A 12,147-nucleotide genomic window follows, 5' to 3' on the forward strand; every position below is an offset into this window, starting at 1 on the left:
CCGCCTCGGTCGCCGAGCGTGCCCGGGTGCGTGCCGTCCGTCACGCTGTCTGTGATCCGGGCGGGGGTACGGGGACGACTCGCTGGCCGGTCCTCGGGACGGGCCTCCGGTGCGATGACGCGGACCGATACGGTGGGAACACCATGAGCGCATCTCAGCCACCTCAGTCTCCTCCGTCTCCTGAGCCCCTTGAGTCCCGTCAGGGCACGGACGCACCCACCCTTCTCGTGAAGATCTTCGGGAAGGACCGCCCCGGGATCACTGCCGGGCTCTTCGACACCCTCGCCGCCTACTCGGTCGATGTCGTCGACATCGAGCAGGTCGTCACCCGTGGCCGCATCGTCCTGTGCGCGCTGGTCACCGCCCCGACCGCGGGCGGCACCACCGAGGGCGACCTGCGGGCGACCGTGCACAGCTGGGCCGATTCGCTGAAGCTGCAGGCCGAGATCATCTCCGGTACGGGTGACAACCGGCCACGTGGCTACGGACGTTCCCATGTGACGGTGCTCGGGCACCCGTTGACCGCGGAGTCGACCGCCGCCATAGCGGCCACGATCACCTCGACCGGCGGGAACATCGACCGGATCTTCCGGCTCGCGAAGTACCCGGTCACGGCGGTCGAGTTCGCGGTGTCCGGCACCGGGACCGAGGAGCTGCGGACGGCGCTGGCGACGGAGTCCGCCGGGATCGGTGTCGATGTGGCGGTCGTATCGGCCGGGCTGAGCCGCCGGGCGCAGCGGCTGGTCGTCATGGACGTCGACTCGACGCTCATCCAGGACGAGGTCATCGAGCTCTTCGCTGCCCACGCCGGCTGCGAGGACAAGGTCGCCGAGGTGACCGAGCAGGCGATGCGCGGCGAGCTCGACTTCGAGCAGTCGCTGCACGCACGGGTGGCGCTGCTGGCGGGGCTCGATGCGTCCGTGGTGGACAAGGTGCGCGCCGAGGTGCGGCTGACACCGGGTGCCCGCACGCTGATCCGTACGCTGAAGCGGCTCGGTTACCAAGTGGGTGTGGTCTCGGGTGGGTTCACCCAGGTGACCGACGACCTGAAGGAGCGGCTCGGGCTCGACTTCGCCTCTGCCAACACCTTGGAAGTGGTCGACGGAAAGCTCACCGGACGGGTCGTCGGCGACATCGTCGACCGGGCCGGCAAGGCCCGGCTGCTGCGCAGTTTCGCCGCGCAAGCCGGGGTGCCGCTGGCGCAGACCGTCGCGATCGGTGACGGTGCGAACGACCTCGACATGCTGAACACCGCCGGGCTCGGGGTGGCCTTCAACGCCAAGCCTGTGGTCCGCAAAGCCGCGCACACCGCGGTGAACGTACCGTTCCTGGACACCGTGCTGTATCTGCTCGGTATCACCCGCGAGGAGGTCGAGGCCGCCGACGGTCTCGTCGACTGAGAGCCTGCCGGGTGACCTCCGATCGGATAGCGGACGCGGTCTGGTGCGTGCGATTCCAAGGCGGAGGAGGGAGTCAACGCGAAGGGGGTCCCCCCATGCCTTCAAGGCTATGGGGGAGTTGGTGACTGACGACAACGCGGGAAGCGTGCGTGCCAGGGCGTGGCCGCCCGGTCGGAGGTCACCCGGCAGGCTCTGAGACGTACCCGCGTACGGGCAGGGCCCCGGTGGTTTCCGCACCCGGGCCCTTTCCCTGTCCGTACGACAGCGGGATCAGTCGTTGGGCGTCCAGTACTCGATCAGCTTGCCCACTCCGTGCTCCACGCCCTTCCAGGAGCCGGAGAACTCGACGACGGCGAAGGCGGCGGTCGGGAAGCCGCCGCGGTTCATCCGGGCCAGGGTGTCGCCCTCGGCCGATTCCGAGAGGGCGTCGGCGACGGCGTGCATACCGGGGTTGTGGCCGATGAGCAGAAGGTCGTGCACATCGTCGGGGGTCTCATTGATCAGAGCGATCAGTTCGCCGGGAGAAGCCTCGTACAGTCGCTCCTCGTACACGGTCCTGGGACGCTGCGGCATCTCGTGGACCGCCAGCTTCCACGTCTCGCGTGTCCTGACAGCGGTCGAGCAGAGGGCCAGATCGAGGACGATCCCGGAGTCGACGAGTTTGCGGCCTGCGACGGGGGCATCCTTGCGGCCGCGCTCCGCGAGCGGCCGCTCATGGTCGGAATCCTGCGACCATTCCGCCTTTGCATGCCTGAGAAGGACAATCCTACGAGGTGTATCGACGCTCATACACCTCAGCTTCGCACGAAACGTGCCGCCCGGCGCAGGGTGTTGAAGGGCTCCTGCGGTGCACGTGGGCACCGTCAGCGAGCCATCAGGGCCATGATTCGCTCAAGCAACCGGCCGACCGCGGGGTCGGTCGTCGCCGCGTGCGCCTCGCCGGATCCCACGATCAACAGCAGGAGCGCGACGAACGCGATCGCGGGCAGCGCGACGGCCCACCACGGCAGCCGGAACTCGACGCTGCCCGAAGCCGGGTGGGTGGACCGGGTGTGCGTACGGGCCGGCATCTCCGCCTCCGTGGGTCGTCGGTTGTGATACCCGGAACCTACGGATGCGGGGGTGTCGGCCCCATCCGGTGACCCACCCACTTGACCCTGGCCCTGCCCCCTAGGGGATGGTGGCGCTCAGGGGGAAGCCACTGCTCAGGGGGAAGCCACTGAGGCGATCAACGCGATGATCACGGTGACCAGCAGCATCGCCCCGAGCACGAGGAGCAGCTTCTTCTGACCGTTCTGAGGATTCGGGTCGAGCACAGGAGACATGAGCTCAGTTTCGCATCTCAGCATTCGTCCTCGATCGTCCGGTCCCGCCCGGCCAGGATTCCGGCCACCATCTGCGGCACCATGAGGCCAGCCATCAGTGCGATCGGCAGCCCCCAGCCACCGCTGTGCTGGTGGAGCACGCCGACGAGCAGCGGGCCGGGGATCGAGATCAGATAGCCGGTGGACTGCGCGAATGCGGACAGCCGGACCACTCCTGCGCCGCTGCGGGACCGCATGCCGATCATGGTCAGGGCGAGCGGGAAGGCACAGTTCGAGATGCCGAGGAGCAGCGCCCAGGCCCAGGCCCCGTCGGCCGGCGCGAGGTAGAGGCCCGCGTATCCGATGAGGCCGCAGCTGCCCAGGGCGACGACGATCGGGCCCTGGTTCTTCATACGGGTGGCGACCCGGGGGATGACGAAGGCGAGCGGGACGCCCATCGCCATGGTCACGGCCAGCAGTACGCCCGCCGTACCGGCCGAGACCCCCGCGTCGCGGTAGATCTGCGGCATCCATCCCATGGTGATGTAGGCAGCGGTGGACTGCAGGCCGAAGAAGCAGGCGAGGCCCCAGGCGGTACGGCTGCGGGTGATCCTGAGCGTCGGGGAGTCCTGGTGGTGTGCGGCGGGCTGCCCGGAGGCACCGTGCCGGTCCCGGACCAGCGGGATCCAGGGCACGACCGCGGCGGCAGCGAGCACCGCCCAGATGCCGAGACCCGCCCGCCAGCTGCCGCCCAGGGCACTGGTCATAGGAACGGTCACGGCGGCGGCGAGCGAGGTGCCGAGGGCCAGGGCCATCGAGTAGAGCCCGGTCATGGAGCCGACGCGGTCCGGGAACCAGCGCTTGACGATCACCGGCATCAGGACATTGCTGACGGCGATGCCCATGAGGGCGAGGGCGCTCGCGGCGAGGAATCCGGCAGTGCTGCCGACGAGGGGCCGGATCACCAGACCGGCCGTGATGGCGAGCATGCCGGCGCAGACGACCGCGCCCGGGCCGAAGCGGCGGGCGAGGCGGGGCGCCATGATGCCGAAGACCGCGAAGCAGAGCGGCGGTACGGAGGTGAGAACTCCGGCGACGCTGTCACTCATGTGCAGCCCGTCCTGCACCTCTTCGAGGAGGGCGCCGAGGCTGGTGACGGCGGGGCGGAGATTGAGCGCAGCGAGGACGAGCCCCATGGTGACCAGCCGCAGCAGCCATGGGGAAGGCCCGGCGGCGGCCGGTGCCGCCTGCTGGCCCTGTGAGGCTTGCGGGGTCGGGGTTTTCGTGAGGGTGTCCGCCGTGGTGGCGGGACTCAGGGGCAGGGTCTCATCGTCGGGCATGAGGTCCATCATAGAATCATGGGATGATTGATTGTCCAATCTCCTTCGGGGACCCTTCTGAGACCATTCGCTGTAAGCAGAGCACCCCCCCTGTCCCCCAGCAACCGAGCAAGGAGCACCATGGCGCTGACGTCTCCGCGGCGTTCGGCACTCGCCGACCAGGTGATTGCCCAGCTGAGGAATCAGATCACCTCGGGCGAGTGGCCCGTGGGTTCACGGATTCCCACCGAGCCCGAGCTGGTGGAGCAGCTGGGTGTGGCCCGTAACACCGTCCGCGAGGCCGTGCGCGCGCTCGCGCACAACGGGCTGCTCGACATCCGGCAGGGCTCGGGCACCTATGTCGTGGCCACCAGCGAACTGGCCGGGGTGATGCACCGCCGCTTCGCCTCCGCCGATCCGCGCCATGTCGCCGAGCTGCGCTCCACCCTGGAGTCGTCGGCGGCGCGGCTGGCCGCTGCCCGGCGCACCGAGCGGGATCTGAAACAGTTGGACGCGCTCATGGCGCGCCGGGAGGAGACCTGGGCCGCGGGTGACGCCGAGGCATTCGTCGCGGCGGACGCGACGCTGCATCTGGCCGTGGTCGCGGCCTCGCACAACGACGTACTGACCGGTCTCTACGCCGACCTGGGCGATCTGCTGCGCGACTATCTCAGGGGCGACATCGGTCAGGAGCTGCGGCCGGAGAATCACATGGACCACAGCCGGCTGGTCGAGGCGATCCGGGCGGGGGACGCGGAGGCGGCGGCGGCCGAGGCGGCGAGTCATGCGCTGAGCTGCGACCGGTAGCTACCGCCGCGACGTGGCAAACCTTGCCGGTCGCGGCACTAGGCCGGACGGCGCTGGAGCGTGTCCTGCACCCGGTGTGTGATCCAGACGGAGCCGACCTCCTTCCAGCAACGGTCGTCGAGCCGCACGGTCCGGCCCGGTCCCACGTCGACCGGGGTGGCGTCCGCGTCTATGTCCCACCAGCGGCGGCATTCGGTGTGCAGCTGCACGCGGTCGGTGGAGGGGTACGGGTTGTGGCAGTAGGCGACGACCCGGGAGCCCCGGACCGACGTACGGCATTCGGATCCGGCGGGGTCGGGGCTCGGAGCGACGGGCGCGGACGCCCCGGCTCCTGCCCGCCCCACCACGAATATGCCTACGGGGGCGAGAAGTGCGGCGGCGGCTATGGAAGCCGCCAGCAGCGCCCAGGTTCGGCGATGTGTGGAGCGCACAGCGACCTCCTCCCCGCAGCCTGACCAAAAGTCCGGTTCCACCACATTCTGCGGTGGATCGACCAGCTTTTCGACTTGAGCGGGTCACGGCCGGGCGCAGACGTACGACGGCCGCATACCGCCTGTTCAGAGGCAGTATGCGGCCGTTTCACAGTCTGTCGTACGGGATCAGGCGCCCATCATGTGCACGCCGCCGTCGACGTGGATGATCTCGCCCGTGGTCTTCGGGAAGAAGTCCGAGAGCAGGGCGACGACGCCGCGGCCGGCCGGCTCCGGGTCCGCCATGTTCCAGGTCAGCGGGGAGCGGGTGTTCCACACGTCCGCGAGCTCGGAGAAGCCCGGGATGGACTTCGCGGCCATGGAGCCGATCGGTCCGGCCGAGATCAGGTTGCAGCGGATGTCATCCTTGCCCAGGTCACGGGCGAGGTAGCGGGAGGTGGCCTCCAGCGCGGCCTTGGCCGGGCCCATCCAGTCGTACTGCGGCCAGGCGTACTGCGCGTCGAAGGTGAGGCCGACGATCGAGCCGCCCTCGCTCATCAGCGGCTTGCAGGCCATGGCAAGCGACTTCAGCGAGAACGCCGAGACGTGCATCGCGGTGGAGACGGACTCGAACGGGGTGTTCAGGAAGTTGCCGCCGAGCGCGTCCTGGGGCGCGAAGCCGATGGAGTGAACGACACCGTCGAGCGAACCGAGCTCGTCACGGACCAGACCGGCGAGGCGGTCCAGGTGCTCGGCGTTGGTCACGTCCAGCTCGATGACCTTGGCCGGCTTCGGCAGCTTTTTGGCGATGCGCTCCGTCAGTGTGGGCCGGGGAAAGGCGGTCAGGATGACTTCGGCACCCTGCTCCTGGGCCACCTTGGCGGTGTGGAAGGCGATGGACGACTCCATCAGCACACCGGTGATGAGGATGCGCTTGCCGTCGAGAATTCCGATCATGGTGATCAGTGACCCATGCCCAATCCGCCGTCAACGGGAATGACGGCTCCAGTGATGTACGACGCGTCGTCGGAGGCGAGGAAGCGCACTGCCGCGGCGATCTCCTCGGGCCGCGCGTAGCGGCCGAGCGGCACCTGGGACACGATGCCCTTGCGCTGCTCCTCAGTGAGCACCTGGGTCATGTCGGTGTCGACGAAGCCGGGTGCGACGACGTTGAAGGTGATGTTCCGCGAGCCGAGTTCACGGGCCAGCGACCGGGCGAAGCCGACCAGACCAGCCTTGGAGGCGGCGTAGTTAGCCTGCCCGGCCGAGCCGAGGAGCCCGACGACGGAGGAGATGAGGACGACGCGGCCCTTCTTGGCGCGCAGCATGCCGCGGTTGGCGCGCTTGACGACCCGGAAGGTGCCAGTGAGGTTGGTGTCGAGTACGGACGTGAAGTCTTCCTCGGACATCCGCATCAGCAACTGGTCCTTGGTGATACCGGCGTTGGCGACCAGTACCTCGACGGGACCGTGCTGGTCCTCGATCTCCTTGTAGGCCTGCTCCACCTGTTCGGCGTCCGTGATGTCGCACCGGACGGCCAGAACGCCCGCCTCGGTGAGGATCTGAGGGGGCTCGCCCGAGCGGTACGTGATCGCGACCTTGTCGCCGTTGCCGGCGAAAGCGCGGGCGATGGCGAGGCCGATGCCCCGGTTTCCTCCGGTGACGAGAACCGAGCGGCTCAACGGATCACCCTTTCGATAGCGGTCTGGTACCTCAAAAATCTATCGGTACCACCCGCCCCACGGGGAATCGGCCCCTGACAGCGCCTTCCGCGAGCCACTGTGGGGTTCCTACAGTTGTGACCGGCCCGGCCTCATTCCGCCGTCCCGGGCGCGTGCGTGGGACGAGATCAACGGTCGCCCATTTCGCGGTCGGCCAGGAGAAGCTCCAGCAGGGTGCGCCACGCGTCGGTCTCGGTCGGAAGCAGGGTCGTGTCGAAGGCGGTGGGCACAGCTTCCGTTCCTTGGGCCCGCAGGGGCGTGCTGCGGCGTTCAGCCGACGAGGGCGAGGGGGGTGGTCGGCTGTACGGCACCGTTCGCGACGACCAGGAGCAGATCACCGACTGTCGCATCGTCGCCCAGGCCCAGTTCCGATACAGGGCGCGCCCCTGGGACGTCTCGGGCGGCGACGGGCATCAGATGCAGTTCGTTCTTCTCACCCTGGAAGGCCAGCACCACTCCGGCATCGTCCGAGCGGATGCGCTCGACCACGGCGCTCAGCCGGTCGGGCAGCACGGCGCACACCACGGTCATCCGTTGCCGTTCGGCCCGGGGGAACGCAGAGATCATGTCGAGCAGCCCGGGTGCGGAGAGGGTGCCTTCCAGTAGCTGAGCCACGCCGGAACGGTCCTTCGAGCGCTCGTCCTCCTGGCTGTTCACGAAGCGCACGATCGGCAGGCCCTCGGCCAGTGTCTGCTGCCAGCGCGGCAGCATGAAGTCGATGTACAGGGCTTCCTCCCGGGTCGCTCCCCCGTCCCCGGCCTGCTCGCCGATGCGCGCCAGCCAGGCGTTGACCTCCGACCAGCGCCAAATCAGTGAGCGCCCGGCCGTGCCCTCCGGATCGGGGAACGCTCCGGCGTCCGCGCGCCGCTCGCCGTTCACCCATTGCAGAACGTTCTGCCTGCTGCGGCCCGTCCGCTCCGCGATGTCGGACACCCCGACCAGATCCGGGTCCAGCCGCAGCAGCCTCAGCTGCGGAAGCGCCTTCCGGAGCCGGACCACCAGGCGATGAGCAGCGTCGATGGCACCGTCCCCGGACTCGGCCAGATCGAGCAGGTGTTTGTCCCTGTGGTGGGTGAGCAGCCCGTCGAACTCGTCGAAAATGACGCCGACCGCCAGATCGTCGTCCACGCTGACGCCGTCCACGACAAAGAGAAACTCATACTCCATCTCGCCCTCATCCCCCTTCGAGCGTGCACTCACCAGTCTCGCGCCAGGGTGCGCCACCCCTGCAAGGGCAGACTTACCCAGCTCCCATGCGTTGTCAAACGACAACACCCCCATCGGGGGAACGGCGCGGGTCACCCTCGGGGAGCGGACAGAGGTTCGCGCGGCGCGCGAGCCGGCGCGCCGCACGCCCCGGATCCTTCGCCGTACCCGGTACCGGGATGGTGAGACAGCCCCCTCCGGCACAGGGGCAGTACAACCGCCCCCAGTGCCCTTCCTTGTGCAACGTCCAGCCGCCGGCCACGAGCCGCTTCAGAACTGCACGGATTTCCTTGTCCTGGTGATCCGCCGGTGACAACTCGCGCCCGACCATCCACCATCTCCCCAACGCACGGCGCCGTCTGCGAAGTTGACCGTCAACTCGGCGTGACCGGGAGACTACCCTGATGGACTGACAATCGTCGAAATCGCACGCCAATACGGCAATTGAGGATGCGTGCGACCAGCCGTCAGCCGCCGCCGTGACGGACCAGGCCGCAGATCTGCTTGCCGACAGGGGTCGGCGTGGCATCCCAGCCCGGCGCAAGCAGGTCCGTGAGCGGGAGACCGCGACCGGACTCGGTTGCGGGGTCGTCCAGTTGCACCCCGCTGCGACGCGGGAAGCCGTGCCGGTCCGGGTCGTGGAGCCTGATCCAGACCCCGGCGGGCGCCGACTCGACCTCGGCGACCAGCGGGACGTAGTCACCGCAGGCGCGCACTGCATTGCCGTCCAGCTCGGAGAGGACGAGCTGAGCGGAGTCGACCCGGTCGGGGGTGACGCCCGCGCCGAGGAGCCGTGGGCGGCGCTTTGTTCCCGGACCAGGCGAGCCGGTGGGCTACCTCTCGCACGGGCCGGACGACCAAGGTGATGAACAGTCGCTGGATCTCGTTGCAGGTGAGCGGGATAAGCCCGTCAGGTGCGGGGTGCCGGCAGCCTACTGCCGTGTGGCTCAGTCGAAACCCGGGAAACCTGTAGCCGACCGATGACGGTCCGCTCGTGATTCACTGCCAGGACCAATCAGAGGAGGGGAGCCCTTCGTGGCCCACGAGGTAGATCAGTCATTCCTGGCACTCCCCCTGCGGGCCCTCGCCGACGCGGCGCTCGCCCGCGCCCGCGCGCTGGGGGCCGCGCATGCCGACTTCCGGTTCGAGCGGGTGCGCAGCGCGTCCTGGCGGCTGCGGGACGCCCGGCCCGCCGGGACGTCGGACACCACCGATCTCGGGTATGCGGTGCGCGTCGTGCACGGCGGGGCGTGGGGGTTCGCGTCCGGCGTGGACCTGACGATGGACGCCGCGGCGAAGGTGGCCTCTCAGGCCGTCGCCATGGCGAAGCTGTCGGCGCAGGTGATCGCGGCGGCCGGGTCCGACGAGCAGGTCGAGCTGGCGGACGAGCCGGTGCACGGTGAGCGGACCTGGGTCTCGGCGTACGACATCGATCCTTTCGACGTACCGAACGAGGAGAAGGCGGGGCTGCTCGCCGAGTGGAGCAGCCGGCTCCTGGGCGCCGAGGGTGTCGCGCATGTGGATGCCTCGCTGATGACCGTCCACGAGAACAAGTTCTACGCGGACACAGCGGGCACCGTCACTACCCAGCAGCGGGTGCGGCTGCATCCGCAGTTCACCGCGGTCGCCGTGGACGGGACCACCGGTGAGTTCGACTCGATGCGGACGATCGCCCCGCCGGTGGGCCGAGGCTGGGAGTACCTGACCGGGACCGGCTGGGACTGGGACGACGAGCTGGAGCGGATCCCCGGGCTGCTGGCCGAGAAGATGCGGGCGCCGAGCGTCGAGGCGGGGACGTACGACCTGGTCGTCGACCCGTCCAATCTCTGGCTGACCATCCATGAGTCGATCGGCCACGCCACCGAGCTGGACCGGGCGCTGGGGTACGAGGCGGCGTATGCCGGGACCTCGTTCGCCACCTTCGACCAGCTGGGAAAGCTGGCGTACGGCTCCCTCGTGATGAATGTGACGGGCGACCGCACCGCCGAGCACGGACTCGCGACCATCGGGTACGACGACGAGGGTGTCGAGGCGCAGTCCTGGGACCTGATCAAGGACGGGACGCTGGTCGGGTACCAGCTGGACCGGCGGATCGCGAAGCTGACGGGTCTGGGCCGTTCCAACGGCTGCGCGTATGCGGACTCGCCGGGCCATGTCCCCGTACAGCGGATGGCGAACGTGTCGCTGAAGCCGGATCCGGGCGGGCTGTCCACGGAGGATCTGATCGGCGGGGTGGAGCGCGGGATCTATGTGGTCGGCGACCGGTCCTGGTCGATCGACATGCAGCGCTACAACTTCCAGTTCACCGGGCAGCGGTTCTTCCGCATCAAGAACGGCAGGCTGGCCGGGCAGCTGCGCGATGTCGCGTACCAGGCCACGACGACGGATTTCTGGGGCTCGATGGAGAAGGTCGGCGGTCCGCAGACGTATGTCCTGGGCGGCGCCTTCAACTGCGGCAAGGCCCAGCCGGGTCAGGTCGCGGCCGTCTCGCACGGCTGCCCCTCCGCCCTCTTCCGGGACGTGAACATCCTTAACACGACGCAGGAGGCCGGACGATGAGCCGCGTCAGCAAGCCGCACGAGATCGTCGAGCGGGCGCTCGAACTCTCCGCCGCCGACGGCTGTGTCGTCATCGCCGACGAGGAGTCGTCCGCGAATCTGCGCTGGGCAGGCAATGCGCTCACGACGAACGGGGTGACGCGGGGGCGGACCCTGACCGTCATCGCGACCGTCGACGGTGCGCAGGGCACCGCGTCCGGGGTGGTGTCGCGGTCCGCGGTCACCGCCGACGATCTGGAACCGCTGGTACGGGCCGCCGAGGCCGCCGCGCGCGGGGCCGGTCCGGCGGAGGACGCACAGCCGCTGGTCAGCGGGGTCCTCGCGTCGCCCGACTTCACCGACGCGCCGGCCGAGACAGGCTCGGAGGTCTTCGCGGAGTTCGCCCCGGCGCTCGGCGATGCCTTCGCCCGTGCCCACTCCGGTGGCCGTGAGCTGTACGGCTTCGCCCACCACCAGCTGACCTCGACGTACGTCGGTACGTCGACGGGGCTGCGGCTGCGCCACGACCAACCGAACGGGACGCTGGAGCTCAACGCCAAGTCCCCCGACCGGACCCGTTCGACCTGGGCGGGCCGCTCCACGCGTGACTTCAAGGATGTCGACCCTGCCGAGCTCGACGCGGAGCTGGCGCAGCGACTGCGCTGGGCGGAGCGCCGTATCGAGCTGCCCGCCGGGCGGTACGAGACGCTGCTGCCGCCGACCGCCGTGGCCGATCTGCTGATCTACCAGCTGTGGTCGTCGACGGCACGGGACGCCGCGGAGGGCCGGACGGTGTTCTCCAAGCCGGGCGGCGGGACGAGGATCGGCGAGACCCTGTCCGAGCTGCCGCTGTCGCTGCGCAGCGACCCGCACGCACCGGGCCTGGAGTCGGCGCCGTTCGTGATCGCCCATGCCTCCGGGGACGGCGCTTCCGTGTTCGACAACGGTCTGCCGCTGACGTCGACCGACTGGATCCGGGACGGCAGGCTGGAGCATCTGACGACCACCCGGCACACGGCGGGGCTGACCGGGCTGCCGGTTGCACCGGCGATCGACAACCTGGTGCTGGAGGGCGGCGGCGAGCGGTCCCTGGAGGAGATGGTGGCCGCGACGACCGGCCGCGGGCTGCTGCTGACCTGCATGTGGTACATCCGGGAGGTCGATCCGGCGACACTCCTGCTGACCGGGCTGACCCGCGACGGGGTGTATCTCGTCGAGGGCGGCGAAGTCGTCGGCGAGGTGAACAACTTCCGGTTCAACGAGTCGCCGGTGGATCTGCTGTCGCGGGCCACGGAAGCGGGCCGTACGGAGAAGACGCTGCCACGCGAGTGGGGCGACTGGTTCACCCGGGCCGCCATGCCCGCGCTGCGGATCCCGGACTTCAATATGAGCTCGGTGAGCCTGGGCGTGTGACCGGCCCAAGGGCTGTCCCGTGATGAGGGG

General features: G+C 69.2%; 13 protein-coding genes. 4 read left to right on the top strand and 9 right to left on the bottom strand.

Annotated elements, in window-relative coordinates:
* Positions 1 to 143 precede the first annotated feature (143 nt).
* Complete coding sequence (gene serB, locus ABT115_RS00070; protein WP_351781944.1) at positions 144 to 1,400, top strand: phosphoserine phosphatase SerB; 1,257 nt, start codon at positions 144 to 146, stop codon at positions 1,398 to 1,400.
* Between the two features lie 270 nt (positions 1,401 to 1,670).
* Here serB and ABT115_RS00075 read toward each other — a convergent pair whose 3' ends face one another.
* From ABT115_RS00075 to ABT115_RS00090, 4 genes are all read right to left on the bottom strand, one after another.
* A complete protein-coding gene (locus ABT115_RS00075; RefSeq protein WP_351781947.1) occupies positions 1,671 to 2,189 on the bottom strand; it encodes a SixA phosphatase family protein in 519 nt (172 codons plus the stop codon).
* Positions 2,190 to 2,263: 74 nt separating this feature from the next.
* Complete coding sequence (locus ABT115_RS00080; RefSeq protein WP_351781950.1) at positions 2,264 to 2,470, bottom strand: hypothetical protein; 207 nt, start codon at positions 2,468 to 2,470, stop codon at positions 2,264 to 2,266.
* 135 nt (positions 2,471 to 2,605) lie between these two features.
* Complete coding sequence (locus ABT115_RS00085; protein ID WP_351782994.1) at positions 2,606 to 2,716, bottom strand: SGM_5486 family transporter-associated protein; 111 nt, start codon at positions 2,714 to 2,716, stop codon at positions 2,606 to 2,608.
* A gap of 26 nt (positions 2,717 to 2,742) precedes the next feature.
* Positions 2,743 to 4,044, bottom strand: coding sequence for a CynX/NimT family MFS transporter (locus ABT115_RS00090; protein WP_351781953.1), 1,302 nt, complete (start codon positions 4,042 to 4,044; stop codon positions 2,743 to 2,745).
* Positions 4,045 to 4,164: 120 nt separating this feature from the next.
* On the opposite strand from ABT115_RS00090, the gene ABT115_RS00095 reads away from it, so the two are divergent.
* Positions 4,165 to 4,830 carry a FadR/GntR family transcriptional regulator gene (locus tag ABT115_RS00095; protein WP_351781955.1) on the top strand — a complete coding sequence of 222 codons (666 nt, stop codon included), beginning with the start codon at positions 4,165 to 4,167 and terminating at the stop codon, positions 4,828 to 4,830.
* Positions 4,831 to 4,868: 38 nt separating this feature from the next.
* Here the strand turns inward: ABT115_RS00095 and ABT115_RS00100 are convergent, their stop codons facing one another.
* The 5 genes from ABT115_RS00100 to ABT115_RS00120 form a co-directional block, all read right to left on the bottom strand.
* Positions 4,869 to 5,261, bottom strand: a complete 393-nt coding sequence (locus tag ABT115_RS00100; RefSeq protein ID WP_351781958.1) for a hypothetical protein — start codon at positions 5,259 to 5,261, stop codon at positions 4,869 to 4,871.
* Between the two features lie 168 nt (positions 5,262 to 5,429).
* Positions 5,430 to 6,197 (bottom strand): enoyl-ACP reductase FabI, encoded by a 768-nt coding sequence (fabI, locus tag ABT115_RS00105; protein WP_351781960.1) that lies wholly within the window; start codon positions 6,195 to 6,197, stop codon positions 5,430 to 5,432.
* Positions 6,198 to 6,202: 5 nt separating this feature from the next.
* Positions 6,203 to 6,922, bottom strand: coding sequence for a 3-oxoacyl-[acyl-carrier-protein] reductase (gene fabG, locus ABT115_RS00110; RefSeq protein ID WP_351781963.1), 720 nt, complete (start codon positions 6,920 to 6,922; stop codon positions 6,203 to 6,205).
* A 309-nt stretch (positions 6,923 to 7,231) separates the two neighbouring features.
* The gene (locus tag ABT115_RS00115) at positions 7,232 to 8,128 is read right to left on the bottom strand and encodes a helix-turn-helix transcriptional regulator (RefSeq protein ID WP_351781966.1); all 897 of its coding nucleotides are present in this window, start codon (positions 8,126 to 8,128) and stop codon (positions 7,232 to 7,234) included.
* Positions 8,129 to 8,634: 506 nt separating this feature from the next.
* Complete coding sequence (locus tag ABT115_RS00120; protein ID WP_351781969.1) at positions 8,635 to 8,883, bottom strand: ATP-binding protein; 249 nt, start codon at positions 8,881 to 8,883, stop codon at positions 8,635 to 8,637.
* A gap of 319 nt (positions 8,884 to 9,202) precedes the next feature.
* Here ABT115_RS00120 and ABT115_RS00130 point away from each other — a divergent pair, with 319 nt between their 5' ends.
* Complete coding sequence (locus tag ABT115_RS00130) at positions 9,203 to 10,726, top strand: TldD/PmbA family protein (protein WP_351781972.1); 1,524 nt, start codon at positions 9,203 to 9,205, stop codon at positions 10,724 to 10,726.
* On the top strand, positions 10,723 to 12,117 hold the full coding sequence (locus ABT115_RS00135; RefSeq protein ID WP_351781974.1) for a metallopeptidase TldD-related protein: 1,395 nt from the start codon (positions 10,723 to 10,725) through the stop codon (positions 12,115 to 12,117). The genes ABT115_RS00130 and ABT115_RS00135 overlap by 4 nt, the downstream gene beginning before the upstream one ends.
* Positions 12,118 to 12,147 lie beyond the last annotated feature (30 nt).

This window comes from Streptomyces sp. NPDC001832, from assembly GCF_040297265.1.
In the GTDB taxonomy this organism is placed as follows: Bacteria; Actinomycetota; Actinomycetes; order Streptomycetales; family Streptomycetaceae; genus Streptomyces.